The sequence below is a fragment of the Bacillus sp. 1NLA3E genome, from assembly GCF_000242895.2.
Taxonomy (GTDB): domain Bacteria; phylum Bacillota; class Bacilli; order Bacillales; family Cytobacillaceae; genus Bacillus_BU.
On sequence record NC_021171.1, the window covers coordinates 2,478,393 to 2,502,714 of the forward strand.

Sequence of the window (24,322 nt, forward strand, 5' to 3'; positions counted from 1 at the left end):
TACACTACCTCTACTTAATGTCCTCTGATAAATGTTATTCAAGCTTTAAAAAACCAAATATAATAACCTCTTTTAAATTCCATTCAAAAAATTATTTATGTAGGATATTAGTTTTTATTTTCTATATGTATGTAGGCTATCCTCACTAAAGCACTAAAATTCCACATTCTACATTGTTCCGCTAAGTTAGGTTCAATACATGGTCCCTATTTCTTTTTTTGCCGGAACAAATCAAGTGATTTGTATTCCTGTGAAAGGATCTCAACCATTTGTTGATACCGCTTGTCTCTCGTTGGTTGTTGTTTTGCAGAAAATATGTGCCGTGCCCAGTCTTTTTGATACCCTGGTGTTAATCCTTGAAAAAACTTGAGTTCACTCGGATGGTCGCCTAATAAAGCTTCCACATCCTTCACATTATCCTGATAATCCTCAACGCACCGGCTCGCAGCTGAAGTTTTCTGTGCTTTCTTTTTCTCGCGTTTTAAGCCCACAACGGTAAATACATCATCCATGCTTACCATACGAGAAAACTTAAGATCGCTGTTCCCTACATAGCCATCTTCTCCCACATTCATTGCGGGAAATATTTCGTCTCGGTGAACAAATGTTTCATAACGAGTGTTTCCTTTTTTGGGGTAAGCGAAAAATAAATAGCCTTTCTCAAGTAATAGCTGGTCATTATCTAGGATAAATTTAGTTTGAGTAACCATTTCATCAATCGTTTTTATAAAAACGAAAATTGCATCATGGTCTTTCAATAATGTTGACTTTTGATCAATAAAGACGTCATAGTCACTTGGTTGATTGATTATGGCCATATTATTGTATTTATTAAGTTTTAATTTTTCAATTATTGACATGACAGACCCCTTAAAAATTTTTTATCAATTGGAAAAATATGAATTTTTCTCAAATATTATTTGGATAGATTTCTTTTAAAAATCTTACCGATTGTTCAATTAAAGCTTTTAAAACTTCAACATCAATATCAGCTACTTTATTAATGTACACACATCCTTTTCCAGTTGTATGCTTTCCAAAGTCCATTAACAACTCCATCCGTTTTTTGTCACCTGTAGCAAAATACAAACTGATTTTTGCTTTGCGAGGTGAAAAGCCCACTAATGGTGCATCACCTTCATGACCTGATTCATATTTATAATGATATTTACCAAACCCAATAATACTTGGTCCCCACATCTTAGCTTTATTCCCTGTTGTTTCAGTAAATATATCTAATAATTTATAAGCATCTTCACGTTTTTTAGGGTTTTCAACATTTTCAATAAACTCAATTACATTGTTGTCGGTTTCTTTTGTTTTTAATTCGTAAATAATTAAGCCCCCCTTTTGCTATGCTCTTTAATATTTAACAGAAATTCATCTAAATACAATAAAACTTCTATATTAAGCGCTTTTTTCCTTCTTTCACCGCCTTATTTTAACAAAAGGCTGGTGTTTGGCACCATCCAATGGTCTGAATGGAGACGACACCAACCTTTTGATATTTTAATTATTTGATAGATTTCTATTTGCCCGTTATACCTGTTATATCAATAAACGGCGTTGCTCCGCCTGTTACGCTCGGTAATTTCCCATCCCATTTTTGTAATGCCTTCTCTTGTACCTCAATTTGTTTCAATTGAATCAACTCTGGGGTTACCTCTTCCTTTTTTAATCTTAAGGCTTCGGCTTCGGCTTGTGCTTGGGCTATTTGCTGCTCGGCTTCAATTTTTATCCGCTCTAAATCCCTAGTTGCTTTTAAAGCATTTTGTTCAGCTGTTTGCTTTTGTTCTATTGCATTGTTGAATTCCTCACTGAAAGCAAATTCTTTTATATTTATTTCTTCGAGTTTCATAAAATATTTTGTTAATTTTGCTTCTAACATGTCTTTCACTTTTGCTGATACTTCAGGTCGTTTCGATATCATTTCTTCGGCGGTGTACTGTGCAGTTACTGCTTTTAATGCTTCTGCGATAGCTGGATCTATAATCCTTAATTTATAATCTAAACCAATCTCTTGATATAGTTTATTAACGGCAGATGGATCCACAGAAAAGTTTACAGCAACGGTTGCTGTTACCGTTTGAAGATCTTTTGATGCAGCGGTTTGGGAACTTTCTTCTTTTTGAACTCGAACTTCGATAGGTTGTACTGTTTGTATAAATGGAATCTTAAAGTGAAAGCCTTCATCTAAAATAGTTGGTTTTACTGCTCCCAATTGTAAAAGAACACCTCTATGACCGGATGCTACAGTAGTGACTGAAAAAGAAATTAGAATTAATACTAATACTCCAATAACACCTGCTGTAATTAGTTTATTCTTATTCATAAAATCCTCCTTTTATGTACTCATATATACTACTTCTAACTTTGTTTAACTATTCCTTTAGAGATTATGACAAATCCAGCAAACTTTGCCGATTTCTATTAAAATTCCATTCCAACCAATGGTGATTCCACAAATCAGTCATACAATAATCACTAAGTATGGATATTAAATGTTCGTCATTTTCTATCAAGCTTATCCAGCAAACTTCCATTTTAGATAATAGATTTTCTCGAATTTCCACAATAACGATAGATATTAGACCGTTTTCAAAGGAAAATGACGATGAAAAGGGAGCCACTATTTAGAGGAAACATTACCTTTCATCTGGAATTACTAAACTAACAGGGAAAGAACCCTGAATCTTTTCGGAAAGGTAGTGATAGTGTGAAACTATTTAATCTACATCCAAAGGTTCCTGCTCAAGCCAACAGTTCGAATGGAAGTGAAATTCAGGAGCCCGTCCGAAAGGTTCCCCACAGGGTTAAGGTCATGACGATGTTTAAAATGACCGTAAAAGTGAAGAGTGACTCCATAAAACTGGTTTTACAAGCGGGCATATTTTCCAAACAGGGAAGTCGCGTGTCCAGCTTGATTAGAATTCAAATCGAGGAAATAAAAAGAAAAGTTAGGATCTGTTCCCCCGAAGCCTTACGGTTTATAGGTCCAGGTGATAAATAGTAAAATTTAAATAGAGAGAGGAGGGAAAACCGAATTTCAATTCCAAAAAAACTAAATAGTGAGCGAAAAACTTAAATAAGAAATTATCTTTCCCCATAGCATGCAGCCGCCTTCTGCAGACGTAAAGCGCTTCTCGATATCGAGGAGCGCTTTATGTGATTGGAATGAAAACAATTAAGTTTCTCCGCTGGAGTGAACGTTTATTCTCTTTTTTTCTCTGTTTGGTCACTCCAGTAATTGAGTAAAGTCCACATTACTTCAATTCGCCTCATCCATTATCTTTTGGGTATACTGCAACTAAACATCGTTTGGAAGTTCATGTATCCGTACATCAGTGCAGCCGTTCTTCCCTTCTCTGAATGAAAGTTCACTTTTGGGCGCAAACAATTTACAAATTCCCGATCACATTGACACCGCCGTGAGCGTTCTTTTCTTAAACATTTATCGTGACTTTTGCAACAAGCATCAACATCATTTATCGGAGCACCAGGTCCGCTACAGCCTGGACCACACCATCTATAGCCTGGAAATAAACATAATCCTTGATTTCTTTCATGTGAAGACATCTTTCAAACACCTCCTTCCCATCATTTATATATATGAAATATGATTGGGAGGAGTATGTTTGGATACCTATTTGATTTGGTTCTTTCGCTAGTACCGTTATATGCCCCGGATGGATTTTGGTTTCAAGACTATTAATTTAAAATCCCCTCTTATCCCCTAGAAAAATTTTTCCAATAATGCTTTACATTGTTTAAAAATAGCAGTAGTATTTCTATGTACCTAATAATTCTAGGTAGGTGATGATATGTTTAATCGGGAATTAGTTAAAGGGAGTACATCGCTCATTCTGCTCCAATTATTAAATGAGCGTGATATGTATGGCTATGAATTGGTGAAGGAATTAGAGCAGCGCAGTGACAATGGCTTAAGTGTGAAAGAAGGAACTCTATATCCGGCCCTTCACAAGCTTGAAAAGCAGGAGTATATTGAATTCTATTGGCAGGAACAAGAAAAAGGACCTGCTCGAAAGTATTATCGAATTACCAATGCAGGGAAATCAATGTTAAATGAAAAAACCAAAGAATGGCAGGAATTTGTTAAAGTGATGAACAAGGTGATAGGGAGATCTAATCATGGACCAGCCGAAGAATAAATTTTTAGCTGAACTAGCAATAGGACTCGGAAATCATCAAGACAAAGACAGTATTCTGCTTGAGTATGAAACACATATTGATGAAATCATTTTGGAAGCCTATGATTGCAAAAGTGAGGCGGAGGTAATAGAGCGTATTACCTCACGGCTCGGATCCCCTGAGGAAATTGCTTTGGCTTGGGAGGATGAACTCTCCGTTACTCCAAGTAATATGAAATGGCTTTTTATCAGCATCAATATCCTCTTCTTCGGGGGAGGCAGCACATTAACCTTGGTACATAATCTTTATAAGTGGAAGTGGTTATCAATCATCTGGGATAACTTAACCACGATTCCGATTGTTATTTCGTTTGTATATATGATCTTTTGGGCGTTATTAGGCTATGAAATTGGCAAGGGATTTGGTTATGGGGGCAGAAAGCTGCTGAATAAAACGTTTTTTGTGGCATTAATCCCTAACTTAACATTGATGTTTCTAACAGTTTTAGAGATTGTCCCACATTCATGGTTTGCCCCGTTATTAACAAAAACTTTTATTATCGCTTGTATCATTTTTACCATCACCTTATATCCAGTCAGCTGGATTGGCTATCTATGGGGGAAAAAAGCTTCGATATAAGCACTTTTTTTGCTTATATACCTAGCAATGCTTTGTATATAGAAATTCTACTTTGGAGTGATAAGAAGATGGAAATGAAACTAAACAAATCTGATTGGATTTTTTTAATATTGTGTCTTGTGCTTGGAATAACGGCCGAGGAAGCTTTTTTCAGAGATCAGATTGGCATTTCTTACTTGGTGTTTATCTTCATCTTTTATGCTGTGTTCTTTTGGCGCTTTCGCGGTTTTTCATTTTCACATCAACGTTTTGGCTATCTCATCCTTATATGTATTTGGTTATTGGCTAGCAGCTTTTTCATTCATACCAATCAGTTTTTTTATGGTTTGAATTTATTAGTCATTCCAGGCCTCGTGATTTTCCATCTCGTTTTGGTGACAAGTCAAAAAAGATTGTCGTGGAACAAGCCTGTGTTTCTTCGTTATCTGTTCTCAAGATTGATTGAATCTGTGAAATATAATGCCGTTTTAGCATCAGTACTCGGGAAAATTTTTAAACAGGGCTTGAATGAGGATAAATATATAATCTGGAAAAAAATATTGATTGGCTTGTTCATCTCCATTCCAGTTTTTTTGGTGGTGCTCCCTCTTCTTATGTCAGCGGATACCCAATTTGAAAGAATGATGGGTGATATTCCACAGCTATTCCAGATAATTGATGTGGAAAGTTTCATAAGAGTCATTGTGGTTCTGATTTATACCCTTGCTTTCTTTGGACTAATGCAGGTTTTGTTAAAAAAACAAATAAAAGCCATCATGAATAAAGACAACAGTACTTCCTTTAAAATGGATGCGATTATTAGTATAACAGTACTCGTTTTAATGAATGCCGTTTATTTGCTTTTTACGATAGTCCAATTCAAATACTTTTTTAGCGGGTCATTACAAGGTGACCTTACCTATGCCGAGTATGCAAGAAAAGGCTTTTTCGAATTGCTATTTGTCACGCTAATCAATCTGTCAATTACGGTTTTGGTGCTTAATTTTGTGGATAGAAATGTTCGCCGGACAAAACGATTAACTCAAATCCTACTGACAGTGCTAGTGCTGTCAAGCGCCGTCATGTTAAGCTCAGCATTTATGCGCTTAAGTATGTATGAAGACGCCTATGGTTTCACTTTTATCAGGGTTATGGCGCACTCCTTTATGATTTTTCTAGTTGTCATTTATGTGTACACTTTGTTTAAAATTTGGATTGAAAAGCTGTCTCTATTTCACTTCTATTTCATTAGTGCATTACTATATTACGCTGCCATGAATATGCTTGATGTTGAAAAAATGGTCGTCACAAATAACATTGACCGTTACGAGCAAACTGGAAAAATTGATCCATATTATTTTAACAACCTATCCTATTCTGGAGATATTGGATTAGTTGAGCTTTATGAAAAAGACAAGGAAATACCTGGATTAAAAGATTTAATAAAGGAAAGAAAAATGGCTCTTGACGCCGATCGTTCTAGCTGGCGGTCTTATAATTTGAAGAGGGAATTGGCGAAGGAGAAACTTAGAGGGTTAGAGTTAGAATAGTTTGGGTGGAGCGTGCAGAGAAATTTGCACGCTTTGTTTTTGTAATGGAACTTTCCTGAAAAAAACCATATGAATCGCATTTGTTTCGCCGTTACCCCAAGGCTTCTTCCAAATCTTCCATATGTCCCCCCATTCTTATCAGGAATTATCAAAAAAAATCCTCCGTCATTCCTAAATTCGGAAAAAACGGAGGATTATGAACTACTATAAATATACATTTCAGACATGAAATAACTCTCTTTCTCTTAAAATTTCTTTTGCCGCCTCTTCCCACCACCGTTTAGAATCCTCAATCGGAACTTCCATGAGATTTAACCGCTCCATAATGGGTTTTACCATGTTTAACCTTTCTTGCTCTTCCTCCATTCCCCAACAGATTTCTACCAATTCATCAAAATTAGCGAATGACATTTCGCCACCTTCTTTCATATGATTTGAGGGATAGTATTAATCTTTTTCTTTGTCTCCCTCTTGTTAATATTATACCAAATAATGACAATTATATATTTTTGGTTTGTGTCAATATTCTGAATTTTATCACTATTTTTTTTAGTCTGTTGCATACGAAAAATAAAGGCACAACGAGCAGTAAAGTCTCCCTAAGTTGTGCCTTTCTGTCGCGCAAAACTTCTGATTGTCCCCTTTAAGTACCCCCTTTTCCTTCAAATTGGATATAAAATAACTTCTGTGTTAAACCTATTTACATCTTGCATAAAATGAAGATCTTAAAGGAGGAAATATGAAGGTAACGGATGTACTTGTACAATGCTTAGAAAATGAAGGAGTTGAATTTGTATTTGGAATCGTCGGCAAGGAAACACTCGATCTTGCTGATTCGTTATCAAAATCAAAACAAATTCAGTTTGTGAATGTTAGGCACGAGCAAGGTGCTGCATTTATGGCAGATGTATATGGAAGATTGTCAAAAAAAGTAGGAGTTTGTTTATCGACGCTTGGTCCAGGAGCTACCAATCTTATGACAGGTATCGCCAGTGCACACCTCGATCATTCACCCGTGGTGGCTTTAATCGGCCAAGCTGGTATGGAACGGCAACATAAAGAATCACATCAATATTTAGATATCGTTAAAATATTCGAGCCCGTAACAAAATGGAGCACACAAATCAAGGAATCACAAACGGTTCCTACTATTATTCGAAAGGCTTTCCGAGCGGCAAAAATGGGAAAATCCGGTGCGGTGGCCATCTCATTGCCAGAGAACTTTTCAGCACAAATGATTCCAAATAAGCCCTTGCCCATTACACCATTGCCCGAAAGTGTCCCTGTTTCAGGAGCAATAAAGGCTGCAAATAACCTTTTACAAAAACATCTGAAACCATTTTTGATAATTGGACATGGGGTACTTGAACAAAATGCCTTCCCTGAACTTCAGACCTTTATCAACACCCTTCAATCCCCTGTTACACACAGCTTTATGACAAAAGGAGTGCTAGCTAAAGAACACCCACTTAATTATTTTACATTTGGATTTAACGAAAACGATTTAGTTTTACAGGGTATCAAAGAAGCGGATCTATTAATTGTCATAGGTCTCGACTTTGTAGAAAAACTACCAAAGGCTTGGAATGAAAGGAAACTTTCAGTTTTACATATCGATACTTTACCAGCAGAAATAAATGAATATTATCCTGTAGAGGTTGAATTAGTCGGAAATATAAAAAAGACACTCCAATTGCTTCTTGAATCTGAAATTCATCCCAAATCATGGGTCCCTACAGGGAATCTTCAGGAACAAATAAAGACAGCATATCAAATTAATAGGAACCCGGACAAACCCAGCTTGCTTCCCTTAACAATTGAGAATGTTCTACATATTATTGAAAAATATTCTTCAGAGAATACGATTGTGATTTCAGATGTTGGTGCCCATAAAGTTTCAATCGCACGAACGTATCAGCCCAAAGTGCCAAACAAGTTAATCATCTCTAATGGACTCGCTTCAATGGGTATTGCATTGCCAGGTTCCATCGGAGCAAAGCTTGCTTGCCCAAATGACCCTGTAATTTGTATTACTGGTGACGGAGGTGCCCTAATGAATTTTGCTGAAATAGAGACAGCCAAACGCCTTGGTCTCGCATTGATTATTATTGTTTTAAATGATTCGATGTTAAAACTTGAAGTGCAACAAATGAACAAGATGTTTGGAACAAATTACGGAGTAACCTTCCAGAACCCAGATTTTGTTCAATTAGCTGCTAGCTTCGGAATTAAAGGAGTCCGCATTAGTGACCTCAGAGATTTTGAAAACGTTCTTAAAGAAAAACTTCAGACTTTAGAAGAAATTGTCTTAATTGAAATTGCTTTATAAAAATGGCCACTTCTCCCTTTTAACCTAGAAAATGGACTACTGTCATTTGAAAATGTAAATAGTAAGGCTTATTCTAGGGGGCTATGATGAAGCGACCAAAACAAATAGAGAGAATTTCAATGGATTAGGCAAGTGTACATTACCAGCTTTGGATCTTTAAACCACCTGGTATAAAAATTGGTGTTGCTCCAAACACAAGTGTGATTTGGAAAGCTACAACTTTATAATCGTTTTTATTTTTCTTAAAAAAAGGAAGCCGATATCAACCCATATCCAGCTGTACATTAATGCAAATAAAAAAATACCACTTGTTGTGAGTAATGAAAAGGAAGCAGAAACGGCTGGACCAAGGACTGGAAATTGCAAAACATATAATAGGAAAATAATTCCCAAGGTCAAAAGAGTGCTACTAGCAACAATTAGGCTCAATCTCTTCTTGAAAAAGTAAAAAGCAGCACCGATACCCAGTCCTAACAAACCAGTCGTAAACGGGAACACAATAATTTCACTAGGCTGAAGGATTAGAAGCAATAGATTGGAAAGTAAAAAGGATATTGCTCCAAGCGGAAGAGAAAGCATGGAGCACAAAAGAATCGGTCCAGTCGCAAATGGGCTTATAAAGTATCCTACCCCTGGTAAAAAACCGCCTGCTGCTTGGAGAACAGCTGCAATACTCGATAAAAAAGCACCTAAAACAAGCCGCTTCGTTTTTGTTTGTTTGCGGAACGCTAATTGGGCTAAACGAATATCCTCAAAATTAGATTTAAAAAAATACATCAGTTCACCTCGACTTAAGCGTTTCAAGTTAGATACAGTCCATTATATTAATCATTAATTGGTGGCGGAACCGATGACTTAGGTTTAATTCAAAATAGACTATTGAATTTAACATAGTGATTTTGTTGCCTGCCCTATTCCCTTTTTGGGTAGAGTTTAGACTTACACAGTGGGAAAGAGATATAAATGGGAATCCCAATACAAAAAAGCAGAAGTCACCTTGAAGGGTTGATCTTCTGCTTTCCATTATATTAAAATCATTGACCACTATTAGGTCGATCTAAAAATTATTATATTTTTCATATTTATAATGTTGGATCAAAAATATAGGTTATTATTTTTTCTTTTTAATGACACATTCATGGCAAATACCGTACCATGTTTTAACACTATCTACATTTTCTACTGCTCCAATTTCTTTTCCACATACCTGACAAACAATAGTCCCTTGTTTTACGACTGCAATACTTGACATGATAAATCCCCCTCATTAATTTAATAAATGTAAAGACCTCGTAAATAATATAACGCTTTCAAAAGTGTAACACATTAAATGATTTTCTCACAAGAACATAACACATTTACTATTAGAGTATAACACATTTTATTCTTTTTTCAATTTATTATTGTAAAATTATTTTTTGTTATTTTTGTTAATTTTCCCCAACATTTCCCACTCTATTAAAAATTCCTGACTAAAAAGCATGGTTGACATCGACTTCTTTTATATTTAATGTAATTTATGGTGTTTTCCTTAATCTATTAAAAAAAAACCTTTTAGGAGAATACCAAGTTTTTAGTTAATTTCTACCAAACATAGATTGGCGAGGCTATAAAGTGAAAGAATATGTAATCATTCAAAATAATAAAAGAATAAATTTGAAATTTGATTTTCTAAAAAAAGACATGGTGTTTACCATCTCCCTTATACTTGCAATCGCAAGCTGTTTCCTTCATACTCCCAAGCTTGAATATATTAACCCTAAGGTTATGGTCAGTTTATTTAATCTAATGATTGCTATCAAGGCCTTTGAGGAGCTTAAACTCTTAGACAAATTTGCCATTACAATATTAAATAAATGCAATAATAGCAGAACAGTATCCGCTATTCTCATTTCTCTTTGTTTTGTTTGCTCGATGTTCGTAACGAACGATGTTGCCTTACTTACTTTTGTACCTTTAACTTTAATTATTAGTAAAAAGACAAACATGAAAATGATGGAGACCATTATTCTCCAAACAGTTGCTGCAAATATCGGCAGCAGCCTAACTCCAATGGGAAATCCACAAAATTTGTTTATCTATTCTTATTATGGAATTAAGCCTATGGCATTTTTTGCAACCATCCTTTTAATAGCTGTACTTGGAATCGGATTGATGTATTTTTCCATTAAAAGACTTCCAAAAAGTGAACTTAAAGTAGAGCTTCCTACTATTTCAATAGTGAATCGAAAGGAAGCATTGATTTGGGGCATAGTATTGGCGGTCATTATAGCTTCCATTTTAGGATTAATAAGTTATCAAATTGGGTTAATGATTACGCTAATAACAGTTGTGCTATTGAATCGGAATTTACTACTTAAAATTGATTATCTGCTGCTAATTACCTTTTTAAGTTTTTTTATTTTCATTGGGAATATATCGAATACAAATGCAGTACACGCATTTGCAAGTGCAAACCTAAAAGACAGCACTTCCGTATTTTTTAGTTCGATTTTTTTAAGTCAATTGATCAGCAATGTCCCTGCTTCAATCCTTCTTTCTCACTTTACAACAGACTGGAAACCGTTATTATTAGGAGTGAATTTAGGGGGACTTGGAACAATTGTTGCATCATTAGCCAGTGTGATCTCCTATAAACTATTCATTCAAGCAAACCCACAAGATAGTAAAATGTATTTAATTAAGTTCAGTATTTATAACTTTACGTTTTTAGTTTTTCTTACTTTAGTTCATTACGTTATTTTTAGAATCTAGCAATTTTTAAACATCAAAATCCAAAAAACACTCGCCAATAAATAATTGAAGAGTGTTTTTTGGATTTTACCTAATTTCTTTTTTTAAAACCTTGTCTGTTGATTTCCGCTCCAGGTACTACTTTCCGCGGGACAGGAGTCTCGCACCTTCCGCTCCAAACACAGCCTTTCTTTAAATAAAGCTGTGTTCATTATCACGTTCCGCAGAAGGTTCGATAAGGTTTATCTGATGGCTCAGGTGGTTTGCAGTAATCAATCTTTTCAGGGCTGTAAGCGTATGGGTCGGATAGAACATCAAGAAGTTCCTCCATTACACTGGAGTCTCCCTGTTTCACTCCAGCTTCAAGTGCCGCTTCTACCTGATGGTTCCGAGGAATTACGGAAGGATTACTGTTCTTCATCAACTGAGAAGAAAAATCTTTCGAGTCCTCCTGCCTTGTTAGTCTCGTCTGCCACCTCTCATACCACTGTTTAAATTCTTCGGTGCCTGACAAGACCGAATCCTCAGTCTTATCATAAGTTAATGATAGGAAGGTGTTGGTATAGTCTGCGCGATACTTTTGCATCATACTGAGGAGGTCTTCGATAAGGGCTTCATCTTGTGGCTCTACGTTAAATAATCCTAATTTTGCTCTTATACCCCCGAACCAGTTCGATTGAAATAACTCGTTAAAATTTGACATCGCGTCCTGAGCAAGTTCGATTGCCCGATCCTGATTCTCATGCAGCAGTGGCAAAATGGTCTCAGCAAAACGTGCTAGATTCCACCCAGCAATATACGGCTGATTACCATAAGCATAGCGACCTTCTCTGTCAATAGAACTGAACACCGTTGCAGGTTCATAGGTATCCATGAAGGCGCAAGGACCATAATCGATAGTTTCCCCACTAATGGTCATGTTGTCGGTGTTCATCACCCCGTGAATAAAACCAACCAATTGCCATTTTGCAATCAACTCTGCCTGACGTTTGATCACTCCCTGAAGCAGCGAAAGATACCGACTCTCATCAGCTTCAACATATGGAAAATGCCGTTGCAATGCATAATCAGCCAGGGCTTGGAGTTCCTCAATCGTGCCCCATTTTGCAACAAATTGGAAGGTTCCAACGCGCAGATGACTGGTAGCAACGCGGGTCAGAATTGCACCAGGAAGTGCGGTTTCGCGGATTACGGACTCACCTGTAGTCACTACGGCTAAACTACGGGTAGTAGGAATACCCAGCGCATACATGGCTTCGCTGATGATGTATTCTCGTAGCATCGGTCCAAGTGACGCTCGACCATCACCCCCACGAGAATATGGCGTTCTACCAGAACCCTTAAGCTGAATATCAAACCTATCACCTTTCGGAGTGATTTGTTCGCCAATAAGCAATGCCCGGCCGTCCCCTAACTTGGTAAAATGACCGAATTGATGCCCAGCATAAGCTTGTGCAATAGGAGAAGCTCCTTCGGGAATCTGGTTACCAGCAAACGTTGCTATGCCTTCTTTCCTTTGCAGCACTTCTCCGTTCAATCCAAGGGATGTTGCTAACGAAGAATTCAGTATGATCAACTCCGGTGAATGTACAGGAGTTGGGGTGTGGTTACTAAATAATAACTTTGGAAGACGAGCATAACTGTTGTCAAAGTTCCATCCAGATTCATTTCTCTTTGTCATCGTATCCCCCTTCTATCTTTTGCCTTTTTTTATCTCAGTTTTTCTTTTAATAAAATCTGCACAAGACAGCCATTTTAGTTTTTACTTATGTCGTATTAATATTCATTTGATCAAATAGAGTATTTGCTCCGCCATATCACGGTGATCAGTGGGTTCAATCACTGGAAATGTTGTTTTTTAATAATAACATAGTTCCACAAACTGGTTAAGATTCATTGTTTTACCATACAAAATAGATTAAAATATGATTATAGATTGTTAGAATTATTACCATTAGGGAGTTGATTTTAATGTGGATGAATATTATTCTTTTAATCCTTTTTATAATGGTTGTTATTTTTATACTGTCCATTCGAATTGTTCAACAGTACCAGCAAGCTGTTGTACTTCGGATGCCTTTGATTTTGACAAGTAATAAGGATAGATAAAGTGAGAACCATCTACTTAATCTATCCTTTTATATTTAGCAACAGGTTCCGTTTCTTTATGATAGATTTTTGTACTGATTGTCCCGCTTTTCTACGAAAAACATAGAAATGGCCCCTAAGCCAACATGGGTTCCTACAGAAACTCCCATTTGCATAATATAGATATCCCCCGAAAAATCCGTTTCTATTTCAATTTTTTCTTTTAGAGTTTCAGCAATTTTTATATCAGATGTATATCCAATTATTACAAATTCCGTAATTTCTTTATCATTTCGTTTAATAAACTCATGAACATAATGCTTAAGTACTCTTTTACAACCTCTTTCCTTTGCAACTATTGCTCCTTTTCCGTTCCTCATAGACATTATTGGCTTAAGATTTAAAATCTTACCTATAAATGCACTTGCATTTGTGAGTCTACCACTCTTTATTAAATGATTTAAATCGTCAACAGATAAAAAATGTTTTACATTTGTTTTACAATTCTCGATAAATTCGACAATTTCTTCAAAGGAAACTCCTTGTTCCCGCATCATTGCACTTTTCATTACTAACCAACCACTTCCGTGGCTCATACATTTTGAGTCAACTACATGTATTTTTACTGTTGAATCTGGGTTGCCCTCATAGAAATAATCTTTTGCTATTACAGCAGATTGATATGCCCCACTCGTTCCACTTGACATACATATACATAATACTTCCTTGAATCCGTCCTTAACGGCCTTAATCATTATTTCTAAGTATTCTGTTGGACTTGGTGTACCTGTGGTGGGAAACTCAGATAACCCCTCCATCATTTCATAGAAGTCATTTGGTTCAATATCTACCCTATCTTTATAGATTTTCCCATCTATATTTATTGTTAATGGAGCTAAGCTTATATCGAATAATTTAAGTACAGTATTTGATAAATCACATGTCGAATCAGCCAAAATTTTTATCATTAATACCCTCCCAAAAGTTATACTACCATCTTAACCCAATCTCCATTTATCTTTATACTTATTTTTCTTGTACTACTTCATTCTTTCTCCGTTTTTACGTCTTAAAACTTTTGCATTCCTGCCCTGGTGAGCAAAATCAACATTTAGCTTTAACATAGCCAATTATTTAGAATCTCAAGGTTGCTTTTAATCTTTTGGTAAAAATAAATAACTCCAGGGCGTTTTTTATATCAGTTATTGCTAAATCAGCACTATGGAGCGCCTTCGTTGAACAGCCTTCCTGCCCTATTATACATATACCTATTAGTGATTCCTTAAGCATCCACTCATCGTTCCCTCCATTTCCGATAGAAACTGTTCCTTTAGAGCCAAGATTTTTTACTAGTGCTAGCTTTTCGTTTCTTTCATCATGTGTCTCCATTGGAATAATTTTCACCGGAAGATCCTTCAGTTCATTTGCAACACTGCCAAATGTGTCAGCAGTTATGACATATATTTCAACGGATTGGACAACCCTTTTAATTAATTCGACAACACCCTTAATTAAAAATCCATCTTTTGCTATGGTTCCGTTAAAATCTAAAATTAAATTTTTTATGTCAATATCACCAAACCCAGGTATAACAATACTAATCATAACAATATACTTCCTTTCCCTCGTTCATCATAATTCATTTTTAATTTTGCTAGAGTTTTGGAACAAACTAAAAAAAGGTAAAGCCCTCAAATATATGAAGGCTTTTACCTTTAATTTGCTTACAAGAACTTTTTTGTGCCCTAATCACTAGAGCAACTTTTGTGCGCTAACTATTTCGATGCTGTAGCCACAGAGACTTCAGGTGATGTTACACTATCATAGAAATCAACGAATTTGTCACGATCGTCGCTATTACGATATGCCATGGCAACACGGGGATGTTCATTCAGTACTCCTGAGATCATATAAGGAATGATATAACCCCACTCCCACTTTTGTCGCATTTCTAGCATATGCTTTTCAATTACACCAAGAACCGGTTTAAGTTCATAGCTTGTTTTTGGAATGTAGCTAACGAGAAGCTCGGTGTGACAGTTCCCAGCCGCACGCCCCATACCATAAACAGACGAATCAAGGTAAGTAACCCCATTTTTCAACGCCGTTAAAGTGTTGGCAAATGCTAACTGCATATTATTGTGTGTATGAACTCCAAGCTGTTTGTTAGGAATCATCGCATGGAACTTTTTCACAAGGTGCTCAATATCACCAGGATCTAAGCTTCCAAAGGAGTCAACTATATAAACAACATCAACAGGACTTTCTTTTACCATTTCAAATGCTTCAATTAGCTGATGCTCAGGTACACTAGATAAAGCCATAATGTTAAGCGTAGTCTCATAACCTAAATCATGGAACATTTGGACAAGCTCCAAGCCTTTATCCACTTCGCGAACATAGCACGCTACTCGAATCATATCTAAAACACTTTGCTCACGTGGAAGGATGTCATTAGGATCAACACGTCCAATATCAACTAGAGCAGAAAGCTTCGTGAACTTCTTCTCAGGGATAATTTCTTTCAGGACGTTATCGTCAAGAAATCTCCACGGATTGGGTTCTGTAGCTTTTAGAAGCTTGGCTGAATTTTTGTAGCCAATTTCCATGTATTCAACACCGGCTTCGCTTAAGCCATTATACAAATCCTGAACAAATTCAACACTGAAATTCCAATTGTTAACCAAACCTCCATCACGGATAGTACAGTCTAATATTTTGCAACGATTTTCCATATTCGTCATTTCCCCCTTTTATACCACTTTTATCAATATAATATTTACAACTATTTTTCAGGTATGTAATTAAAAGCTTATTGTGTTTATACCACTGTTCGTTCAAATATGTCAATCTGTTTTCCGAAAAATTAGAATTATATCTATTTAATAATTATACTTCTAATGAAAAAATGGGTAAGTCCCCTCCTGTCATTAGTTTACCACTACTTATGTATTGCTTTGTACAATATGGAAATATTAAGTTTATATTTTTATAAACATAATAAGACAAAGCGGAGGATTTTTTATGCCATTGAAAAAACAGGATAAGTTTCTTAATTATTTAATGACCATGTCTTTAAATTTACACGAAAGTGCAAATTATTTTGCAGACTATAAATTAAAAAATGTAAGTGATCTTAAAATATTCTTTGAAAATATAAAGGAATATGAATTAAAGGGAGATTCTTTGGTGAGTGAAGTTACTAGAGATTTGCATAATGTCTTCATCACTTCCATTGAACGTGAAGATATTTTATCTCTTACGATGAGTATGGATGATGTTTTAGACGGGTTTGAGCATACCGCAGCTCTGTTTGAAATGTATTCAATTGTAAATGCAGATGAATATATGCTTAGGTTTGTAGGTGCAATCCGCAATTGTACTGCTGAAATTGGGGAAGCAGTACAATTATTAGCATCAAAGAAATTGCTTTCCATACGAGACCATGTAATGAAAATTAAAGAATTAGAATCAAAGTGTGATGGCATTTTACGGGAAGCTATTACTCATTTGTTTTCCAAAGAAAAAGACCCTATTCGTATTATTCAATATAAAGGAATTTATGAGGAGCTTGAAAATATCGCAGATTACTGCCAGACAGTGGCAAATACATTAGATACAATTATTATGAAGAATGCTTAACCATTAATTAGCATTTCGAAATTAGTGAACAATAGTCCTTCCCCATCCTAATGCGATTTCTGTGTTTCTTAGGAACTTGCAAAAAGGAGTCATACCCAATCCTTCAATCCCTGCTTCTTCCAATGTTTTATGTTAACATAACCATATAATAAGGTATAGAAAATGGAAAAAGCCAAATGAAAGGAAGATGAATTTAATAATGGAAAAAATCATGTTTATTGAAACAGGGATGGGAATTGATGTCCACGGTCAAAATGTAACAACTGCAGCCATTCGAGCCATAAAAAATGCCATTCACTACAATTCGATGCCGGGTATTCGTTCTGTATTACCTGGAAACAGTTTAGATAATATGAAAGTTAATGTAAAACTAGCTGTACCTTGTGATAAAGAGAAACTTGATTTTGATGCCGTAAAAGAAGCTTTGCCATATGGCCAAGTAACAGTGGAAGTTATGGATGGAGGAATGTTGACAACAAGTGGGATTGTCCTCGAGGAAAAAGGCGATAAAAATGATTTGATGTACATAGTTATTGCATCGGTCGAAGTTGGCTATTAATCGTTAGTGATATGATTCCAAGTTTTCCTATTCTACCCTAAATCCCCAAAAAAGCTCAAACCCTATAGTCTTCAGGGTTTGAGCTTTTCTAATGATTACCTGTACTATAAATCCCGATTTTTAACAAGGTTTAATACCCCTATTACAGCTTCCTTCACTGCCTGCTCTTTTGTTTCACCAAAACCATTATGACAATACCATTCAGCGTTTTCTGCAATAGCGACTGCGTGCCAGTGACTTCCATTTCGGAATGTATCTATTAAAACACCACAGGTAGGATCATCATAATGATATCGCTCTGTTTGCCGCAATAAATTAAAAGCAATCTTCATTAATATTCTCTCCTTTAGCGGAAAGCATTTATATAGAAGATATTTTGCTACAAAATTACCCAATATATTCAACTAAGTTGGAATCCCAGTTTTCATTAATAATTATTTTCTTTTAAGAACCCTGTTCACGCACGCAATGTCAAAATCAGCATAACCCTGCGATAAACCCCATTTGACCGTATGTTGATAGTCTGAGTGCTCTGGATTAGCTAGTATTTCAAGAAATTCTTCATACCCACCCTCTCCACCAACATCTTCTGGTGGAGTATTCCCTTCTCCCTCAAGACAAATAGGATAAGGTTGATCATAATCGTCAATCGTTTTTTCCACTTCAATTACGTGCTGCCAATTATCCCCAAAATCATAATTGTATTTCAATTTTTTGTATGTTGGTAAATAGTCTGATAGCCGGATGCCTTTTTCAAGGATCATTTCAACATCATTAGGATATTCAAATGCCTCATCGCTGCAAACAATATTTAAAATAGGTCTATACCCAGCTTCAAGATAGGTGGGATGATTGGTGGATAAGTCAATTCCAGAAATTGTACTCTCATAAATATAGAATTCATGGAGATGATAATCCCTCCATCCAAAAGCTTTTTGAATAATTTCATGCAGCTCCTCAAATGATCTATTTAAAGGAACAATGATTCTCCGCCAAACCTGATTCTCCTCAAGTTTTAGATTGACTTTCAATTGTACTGCCTTTGTACTAAAAATCTTTTCCCCAGCGAAATTCTCAAGATCCTTATACATCTCTTCATTTGGAAGAATATAGCTATTCTTCCCATCCCCAACCAATATACTGCTAATCCGTACTCCCATCTCTGAATTAATAATTGAATGACTATCCAACAGCTCTTCAAAATAATAAACATTTTCACAGGCCTTATTCATTCTTGCCACAGATGTACGATTCTTTGTTTTCGCAAAAATGAGCTTCTTGGATTGAAAAAGATACTTCTCAATTACTCCATCTTTTATTCCTTCTTCACGGAATGTTTCACGGATTCCTCCAACGACGATTTCATTAATTTTATTAAAATCCTTCGCTTTTAACCCATACAAAACGACGGTATACCGATTTTGATCATTAACAAGGACAACAGTTTTTCTCCGATTTAAAGTAATTAAATTTGCATGCCATGAAAATAATGCCTCACCCTCTACTTCTGACTCAGGGTTAAGCTTAAGCTGCTCTAACAATTTTTTTGTACATTGAATTAGCATGTAGAATAAACTCCTTAAAAAAGTATAAAGTTACCTTTCTTCCATTCCTTATTCATATTTATTGTGTTATTTAAGAATAGGAAATGCAAGGATTAAGATGATTAATGCACATAATGTATAAAGGAAACAAAGGCATTTTCCAACAAATAAAACGATACTACCTATGAATTAATTCGCAAGTTAAAATTTACGACAATATTTTTTGTTTTTTTTATTGCTATTTGGATTATATGCTGATACTATAAAGAAGCATAAATTGGAAGGCTATTGTTCAACATATTTTGAGTCTTTCCATGCAGATAATTTTGACCACTTTCTTTTGGAAGTCAAGGCCATACGGACAGCCGGGTCAAATGCCGATTGGCAACTTTAGTTGCCTTATTGATTGAGTTAAAAGCTCAAATTTTATAAGTTGGTTACTTTACAACCAGTGCATATGCACACAACTTGTGAAACGGTCAATAAGAGTGGTAAAAGTAATTATTTGCTATATAGACTCTGATCAAATTATGATATATGTTGAATATTAAAGAGCTTTCTGCCATTATGTCTTTGCGCTGTTATGGTAGACGTATGCACATGACCTTAAGTCGTGTATATACTTCCTTTTTTAATATTGATGATTATATCTAAAGCAAGTGTTGTGCGCGACTATGCGTTTTACACTTGCTTTTTTTGTGTAAAAAAATAGTTTTTGAGGCGTTATGACAGTAATCTTTTTCCTACAGACATCATTAGTAGTTGATGAACCACTAGTCAGATTATTGCGGAATTCCTCTTTGCTTGGCAAAATCTATTTATAAGGAGATAAGAAAATGGGAAAAGCACTTATTATTGGTTGTGGTGGAGTCGCATCAGTTTCCATCCATAAATGTGTTCAAAATAGTGAAGTATTTGAAGAGATTTGTATCGCAAGTCGTACAAAATCCAAATGTGATGCCTTAAAAGCCAAACTAGATGGTGGTAAAACAAAAATTACAACTGCACAAGTTGATGCAAATAATGTGGATGAGTTAATTGCTCTAATTGAAGAGGTTAAACCAGATATCGTGATGAACTTAGCTTTACCATATCAAGATTTAACGATCATGGATGCTTGTCTAGCAACAAAAACAAACTATATGGATACAGCAAACTATGAGCCGGAAGATACGGCAAAATTTGAATACAAATGGCAGTGGGACTACCGCGAGCGTTTTGAAAAGGCTGGGATTACAGCCCTTTTAGGTAGCGGCTTTGACCCAGGTGTAACAAGTGTATTTTCAGCCCATGCTCTTAAACATCATTTTGATGAAATCGAATATATCGATATTCTTGACTGTAATGCTGGGGATCATGGCTACCCTTTTGCAACGAATTTCAATCCTGAAATCAATATCCGTGAGGTTTCTGCCAAAGGAAGCTATTGGGAAAATGGTGAATGGATCGAGACTGAACCAATGGAAATTAAGCGTGTTTACAACTTCCCAGAAATTGGCGAGAAAGATATGTATTTGTTGCACCACGAAGAAATTGAATCTCTTGCTCTAAACATTCCTGGAATTAAGCGGATTCGTTTCTTCATGACATTTGGCCAAAGTTACCTTACTCACCTAAAATGTCTTGAAAATGTGGGAATGACTTCTATTGTGCCAATTGAATATGAAGGTAAACAAATCATTCCACTTCAGTTTTTGAAAGCTGTATTACCAGATCCTTCTTCCCTTGGTCCAAGAACTAAGGGAAAAACAAACATAGGTTGTATTTTCCAAGGTAAAAAGGACGGAAAAGATAAAACGTATTATGTATACAATGTTTGTGACCATGAAGAATGCTATAAAGAAGTAGGCTCACAGGCAGTAGCTTATACAACAGGCGTTCCTGCTATGATTGGTGCAATGATGTTGATGAATGGAACATGGAATAAACCGGGCGTATTTAATATTGAAGAATTTGATCCAGATCCATTTATGGATGCATTAAACAAATGGGGACTTCCATGGAAAGAAAGCTTTAATCCAGAACTAGTGGATTCAGAGCCGACAAATGTTAAAGAACCGGAGCATATTGTTTAAGATGCGGTTTAATGAGTTACCAACGCCCTGTTATGTAGTGGATGAAAGTCTTCTAGAAAAAAATCTCAAAATCCTGAACGGAGTCATGGAACGGACAGGATGTAAGATTGTTTTAGCACAAAAAGCATTTTCAATGTATTCAATGTACCCTCTTATTGGGAAGTATTTAAGTGGGACGACTGCAAGTGGCTTATACGAGGCACGTCTTGGCTACGAGGAAATGGGCAAAGAAAATCATGTCTTTGCCCCTGCCTATCGTGAGGATGAAATCGACGAAATTATATCCATTTGTGATCATATAATCTTTAATTCCTTCTCACAGCTGGATAAATTTAAAGATAAAGCACTTCAAGCCGGCAAAAAAGTTGGCTTGCGCATCAATCCTGAATGCTCGACCCAAATTGGGCATGACATCTATAATCCTTGTGCACCAGGCTCCCGTTTCGGTGTAACAATAGAGAATTTTCGTCCCGATTTGCTAGACGGTGTTTCAGGACTACACTTTCACACCCTTTGTCAGCAAAACTCTGACGATTTAGACACAACTCTTCAGGCTGTCGAAGAAAAGTTCGGAGCATACCTATCCAAAATGGAATGGATCAACTTTGGCGGCGGTCATCATATTACAAGAGAAGATTATGATATCCCAAGATTAGAAGCTTGTATTAAAAGAATGCAAGACAAATATGATTTAGAAGTATATATTGAGCCAGGAGAAGCGGTTGCACTCAATGCAGGTTATCTGATTACGACTGTTCTTGATACGCTGCAAAACCATATGGATATTGCGATTCTTGACACTTCTGCATCTTGTCATATGCCTGATGTGTTAGAAATGCCTTATCGCCCTCCCCTTCTTGGATCAGGCGAGGTTGGAGAGAAGCCATTTATGTATCGACTTGGTGGTCAAACCTGTCTTGCAGGCGATGTCATCGGAGATTATACTTTTGATCAACCGTTAAAGAGTGGAGATCGATTAGTTTTTGGTGATATGGCGATCTACACGATGGTCAAAAACACTACGTTTAACGGAATGCCATTACCAGCCATCGCCATTCAAGATAAAGATGGAGATTGTAGGGTCGTACGCGAATTTGGCTATCAAGATTTTAAGATGAGATTATCCTAAAAATGTAGAAATAGAAATTCTGTAATGGGAAGCATGCAATCAAAACGAGGCTAGCAGCCCATACATATTAAAACCAGATTCTGAAATAAGAATCTGGTTTTTTGTTTCATTTAATCTGAAAAGTACTTTAGATGTTTTAAATTAATCAGTTTACAAAAATAAAATTGGCTGATTTCGAGGAATAATTTAGGTCATTTATTTTTTTGGCTCTGTTATACTAGAATGTTGATTTCCGTTCCAGGCGCTTCGCTTTCCGCGGGGCGGGCGGTGAGCCTCCTCGTCGCTAAAGCTCCTGCGGGGTCTCACCTGTCCCGCTACTCCCGCAGGAGTCTCGCGCCTTCCACTCCAATCAACATTGTGCAAAAAATCGATATTGAGCATTAACAAAGCCATTTTTTTAAATCGTAAAGTTACTTGGTGCTAGAATCGTTTACTTACACTTTGTTAAGATATAAATTAATTGTTTTGAGCTCGGGATGAAATAGGATCCTCCATCATTTCGGTGGATAAAAGTTTCAATTTTATTCTTCACAAAATAGGAGGATGAGGTATCTCCTTTTTGAAAATATGGGGTATCATCACACAAAAACATTGCATCTTTTTTGTTGTTAACTATACTGGCAATTTCTTCTGTGGTGTAGATAGTACCTTTTTGTAAATCAGTCAATTCTTTCTCCATATATCCCATAGCTTTTTCCTCCCTTTTTGGTCTAAAAATTCGACCTAAAGAGGAATTTTTCCTGCATATTTACAATATAAAAATAAATAAAGGTGGATAGATTCAATACGGCTCCTATCTTGATCTGATTGCCACTGTAGATGCTACCTATATAACTTATCCTTAATCCTTACTATCGGAAACAAGTTATTTTTCATTTAATTTGGTAGAATAATTTTAGGGAGGGATTATATGGACCGTCCAATAAAAAGTAAAAAATACTGCGATTTATTACAAGCATGGGGAACTACTCAAGAAGGTGACATGTTTCAGCTATAGAGAAAATCTTAGTAAATTACTATTAACAAAATAGTAATTTAGGTTTTTCAATTAGAGGGAGATGACCTTTATGTATTTGAATATTCTTCTTATCATTCTATTTTTTATTGTTGTTATTTTTATTATTTCCATTCGAATTGTTCAACAGTATCAGCAAGCTGTTGTACTTCGATTAGGACGTTATAATCGTTCACTTGAGCCAGGCTTTCATTTGGTAATACCTTTTATTGAAAGTGTCGGTAAAATTGATATGCGTATTCGAGTTGAAAATGTTGAAAATCAAGATATTATCACAAAGGACAGTGTTCCAGTAACCTTGAATGCAGTTGTCTACTACCAAGTCGTTAACGCTCAAAAAGCCCTTCTTGATGTTGAGGACTATCGAAAAGCCACAGGGACATTAGCTCAGACCATTCTTCGTTCCAACTTGGGTGCTCACACCATGCAGGAAATGCTGACCAAACAAAAAAAATTGGATGATTTACTTCGGAAAGAGTTGGATCAAGTTACAGAACCATGGGGAATAAAGGTCACCGGGGTAGAAATCCGGTCGATGGACCTTCCTGAAGGACTGCGACGTGCAATGGCAAAAGAGGCTGAGGCAGAACGCGAGAGGGTTGCTAAGGTAATTGCCGCACAAGGAGAATTCGAAGCAGCCGAAAAGCTGTCCGAGGCAGCAGAAGTAATTAGCAAACAGCCCGCCGCTATGCAATTACGTATGCTCCAAACCATGACAGAAATCGCTGCAGAAAAAAATAGCACGATCCTATTTCCCTATGAAGCAACCTCAGGACTAGCAAGTCTATTTTCAAAAAAAGCATAGTTTTATGATTAGTAGTAAAGAACATTGACCAATTTAGGGCAAAAAAAAAGGATAGATAAAGTGAGTATCTACAAATTTATCTATCC

The 24,322-nt window shown here is 36.1% G+C and carries 26 protein-coding genes; 12 read left to right on the forward strand and 14 right to left on the reverse strand.

What is annotated here, in order from left to right:
• Positions 1–206: 206 nt before the first annotated feature.
• From B1NLA3E_RS11765 to B1NLA3E_RS11775, 3 genes are all read right to left on the reverse strand, one after another.
• Entirely contained in the window at positions 207–860 is a 654-nt protein-coding gene (locus tag B1NLA3E_RS11765) for a YdeI/OmpD-associated family protein (RefSeq protein ID WP_015594057.1), read from the reverse strand.
• A 49-nt stretch (positions 861–909) separates the two neighbouring features.
• Positions 910–1,335: a DUF1801 domain-containing protein gene (locus B1NLA3E_RS11770; RefSeq protein ID WP_041580483.1), complete on the reverse strand. Its 426-nt coding sequence runs from the start codon at positions 1,333–1,335 to the stop codon at positions 910–912.
• Between the two features lie 193 nt (positions 1,336–1,528).
• Positions 1,529–2,332: a prohibitin family protein gene (locus B1NLA3E_RS11775; protein ID WP_015594059.1), complete on the reverse strand. Its 804-nt coding sequence runs from the start codon at positions 2,330–2,332 to the stop codon at positions 1,529–1,531.
• Between the two features lie 384 nt (positions 2,333–2,716).
• On the opposite strand from B1NLA3E_RS11775, the gene B1NLA3E_RS25315 reads away from it, so the two are divergent.
• Positions 2,717–3,010 (forward strand): hypothetical protein, encoded by a 294-nt coding sequence (locus B1NLA3E_RS25315; RefSeq protein ID WP_015594060.1) that lies wholly within the window; start codon positions 2,717–2,719, stop codon positions 3,008–3,010.
• Positions 3,011–3,285: 275 nt separating this feature from the next.
• Here B1NLA3E_RS25315 and B1NLA3E_RS23955 read toward each other — a convergent pair whose 3' ends face one another.
• Entirely contained in the window at positions 3,286–3,576 is a 291-nt protein-coding gene (locus B1NLA3E_RS23955) for a phospholipase (protein ID WP_083935090.1), read from the reverse strand.
• Positions 3,577–3,821: 245 nt separating this feature from the next.
• On the opposite strand from B1NLA3E_RS23955, the gene B1NLA3E_RS11785 reads away from it, so the two are divergent.
• The 3 genes from B1NLA3E_RS11785 to B1NLA3E_RS11795 all read left to right on the forward strand — a co-directional run bounded on the left by B1NLA3E_RS11785 (position 3,822) and on the right by B1NLA3E_RS11795 (position 6,317).
• Positions 3,822–4,169 (forward strand): PadR family transcriptional regulator, encoded by a 348-nt coding sequence (locus B1NLA3E_RS11785; protein WP_015594061.1) that lies wholly within the window; start codon positions 3,822–3,824, stop codon positions 4,167–4,169.
• Positions 4,150–4,788, forward strand: coding sequence for an HAAS signaling domain-containing protein (locus B1NLA3E_RS11790; protein ID WP_015594062.1), 639 nt, complete (start codon positions 4,150–4,152; stop codon positions 4,786–4,788). Before B1NLA3E_RS11785 ends, B1NLA3E_RS11790 begins: the two co-directional genes overlap by 20 nt.
• Positions 4,789–4,856: 68 nt before the next feature.
• Positions 4,857–6,317 (forward strand): DUF4153 domain-containing protein, encoded by a 1,461-nt coding sequence (locus tag B1NLA3E_RS11795; RefSeq protein WP_041580484.1) that lies wholly within the window; start codon positions 4,857–4,859, stop codon positions 6,315–6,317.
• Positions 6,318–6,536: 219 nt separating this feature from the next.
• Here the strand turns inward: B1NLA3E_RS11795 and B1NLA3E_RS11800 are convergent, their stop codons facing one another.
• On the reverse strand, positions 6,537–6,728 hold the full coding sequence (locus B1NLA3E_RS11800; protein WP_236619568.1) for a hypothetical protein: 192 nt from the start codon (positions 6,726–6,728) through the stop codon (positions 6,537–6,539).
• Between the two features lie 328 nt (positions 6,729–7,056).
• Between B1NLA3E_RS11800 and B1NLA3E_RS11805 the strand changes: the two genes are divergently transcribed.
• On the forward strand, positions 7,057–8,646 hold the full coding sequence (locus B1NLA3E_RS11805; RefSeq protein WP_015594065.1) for an acetolactate synthase large subunit: 1,590 nt from the start codon (positions 7,057–7,059) through the stop codon (positions 8,644–8,646).
• 213 nt (positions 8,647–8,859) lie between these two features.
• Here the strand turns inward: B1NLA3E_RS11805 and B1NLA3E_RS11810 are convergent, their stop codons facing one another.
• A complete protein-coding gene (locus B1NLA3E_RS11810) occupies positions 8,860–9,423 on the reverse strand; it encodes a hypothetical protein (protein ID WP_015594066.1) in 564 nt (187 codons plus the stop codon).
• Between the two features lie 334 nt (positions 9,424–9,757).
• The gene (locus B1NLA3E_RS24800; protein ID WP_144061468.1) at positions 9,758–9,898 is read right to left on the reverse strand and encodes a GapA-binding peptide SR1P; all 141 of its coding nucleotides are present in this window, start codon (positions 9,896–9,898) and stop codon (positions 9,758–9,760) included.
• A gap of 362 nt (positions 9,899–10,260) precedes the next feature.
• Between B1NLA3E_RS24800 and B1NLA3E_RS11815 the strand changes: the two genes are divergently transcribed.
• A complete protein-coding gene (locus tag B1NLA3E_RS11815) occupies positions 10,261–11,400 on the forward strand; it encodes an SLC13 family permease (RefSeq protein WP_015594067.1) in 1,140 nt (379 codons plus the stop codon).
• A gap of 193 nt (positions 11,401–11,593) precedes the next feature.
• Here the strand turns inward: B1NLA3E_RS11815 and B1NLA3E_RS11820 are convergent, their stop codons facing one another.
• Positions 11,594–13,060: a protein adenylyltransferase SelO gene (locus B1NLA3E_RS11820; protein ID WP_015594068.1), complete on the reverse strand. Its 1,467-nt coding sequence runs from the start codon at positions 13,058–13,060 to the stop codon at positions 11,594–11,596.
• A 290-nt stretch (positions 13,061–13,350) separates the two neighbouring features.
• On the opposite strand from B1NLA3E_RS11820, the gene B1NLA3E_RS24805 reads away from it, so the two are divergent.
• Positions 13,351–13,488, forward strand: coding sequence for a hypothetical protein (locus tag B1NLA3E_RS24805; RefSeq protein ID WP_187292100.1), 138 nt, complete (start codon positions 13,351–13,353; stop codon positions 13,486–13,488).
• A gap of 56 nt (positions 13,489–13,544) precedes the next feature.
• Here B1NLA3E_RS24805 and B1NLA3E_RS11825 read toward each other — a convergent pair whose 3' ends face one another.
• The 3 genes from B1NLA3E_RS11825 to B1NLA3E_RS11835 form a co-directional block, all read right to left on the reverse strand.
• Positions 13,545–14,435 (reverse strand): DegV family protein, encoded by an 891-nt coding sequence (locus B1NLA3E_RS11825; RefSeq protein ID WP_015594069.1) that lies wholly within the window; start codon positions 14,433–14,435, stop codon positions 13,545–13,547.
• Positions 14,436–14,601: 166 nt separating this feature from the next.
• Entirely contained in the window at positions 14,602–15,072 is a 471-nt protein-coding gene (locus B1NLA3E_RS11830) for an HAD family hydrolase (protein ID WP_015594070.1), read from the reverse strand.
• A 170-nt stretch (positions 15,073–15,242) separates the two neighbouring features.
• Positions 15,243–16,202 (reverse strand): aldolase catalytic domain-containing protein, encoded by a 960-nt coding sequence (locus tag B1NLA3E_RS11835; RefSeq protein ID WP_015594071.1) that lies wholly within the window; start codon positions 16,200–16,202, stop codon positions 15,243–15,245.
• Positions 16,203–16,491: 289 nt separating this feature from the next.
• Here B1NLA3E_RS11835 and B1NLA3E_RS11840 point away from each other — a divergent pair, with 289 nt between their 5' ends.
• Together B1NLA3E_RS11840 and B1NLA3E_RS11845 are read left to right on the forward strand one after the other, a co-directional pair.
• Positions 16,492–17,109, forward strand: coding sequence for a DUF47 domain-containing protein (locus B1NLA3E_RS11840; protein ID WP_015594072.1), 618 nt, complete (start codon positions 16,492–16,494; stop codon positions 17,107–17,109).
• A 199-nt stretch (positions 17,110–17,308) separates the two neighbouring features.
• Positions 17,309–17,668 (forward strand): Lin0512 family protein, encoded by a 360-nt coding sequence (locus B1NLA3E_RS11845; protein ID WP_015594073.1) that lies wholly within the window; start codon positions 17,309–17,311, stop codon positions 17,666–17,668.
• Positions 17,669–17,772: 104 nt separating this feature from the next.
• On the opposite strand, the gene B1NLA3E_RS11850 is transcribed toward B1NLA3E_RS11845, so the two are convergent.
• The gene (locus B1NLA3E_RS11850; RefSeq protein WP_015594074.1) at positions 17,773–18,000 is read right to left on the reverse strand and encodes a hypothetical protein; all 228 of its coding nucleotides are present in this window, start codon (positions 17,998–18,000) and stop codon (positions 17,773–17,775) included.
• Between the two features lie 102 nt (positions 18,001–18,102).
• The gene (locus tag B1NLA3E_RS11855) at positions 18,103–19,233 is read right to left on the reverse strand and encodes a plasmid pRiA4b ORF-3 family protein (RefSeq protein WP_015594075.1); all 1,131 of its coding nucleotides are present in this window, start codon (positions 19,231–19,233) and stop codon (positions 18,103–18,105) included.
• A gap of 815 nt (positions 19,234–20,048) precedes the next feature.
• Between B1NLA3E_RS11855 and B1NLA3E_RS11860 the strand changes: the two genes are divergently transcribed.
• Positions 20,049–21,287, forward strand: coding sequence for a saccharopine dehydrogenase family protein (locus B1NLA3E_RS11860; protein ID WP_015594076.1), 1,239 nt, complete (start codon positions 20,049–20,051; stop codon positions 21,285–21,287).
• Between the two features lies 1 nt (position 21,288).
• Complete coding sequence (gene nspC, locus B1NLA3E_RS11865; RefSeq protein WP_015594077.1) at positions 21,289–22,416, forward strand: carboxynorspermidine decarboxylase; 1,128 nt, start codon at positions 21,289–21,291, stop codon at positions 22,414–22,416.
• A gap of 430 nt (positions 22,417–22,846) precedes the next feature.
• Here nspC and B1NLA3E_RS11870 read toward each other — a convergent pair whose 3' ends face one another.
• Positions 22,847–23,104, reverse strand: coding sequence for a hypothetical protein (locus B1NLA3E_RS11870; protein WP_015594078.1), 258 nt, complete (start codon positions 23,102–23,104; stop codon positions 22,847–22,849).
• Between the two features lie 379 nt (positions 23,105–23,483).
• Here B1NLA3E_RS11870 and B1NLA3E_RS11875 point away from each other — a divergent pair, with 379 nt between their 5' ends.
• On the forward strand, positions 23,484–24,236 hold the full coding sequence (locus B1NLA3E_RS11875; protein WP_015594079.1) for a slipin family protein: 753 nt from the start codon (positions 23,484–23,486) through the stop codon (positions 24,234–24,236).
• The last annotated feature ends 86 nt before the right edge of the window (positions 24,237–24,322 follow it).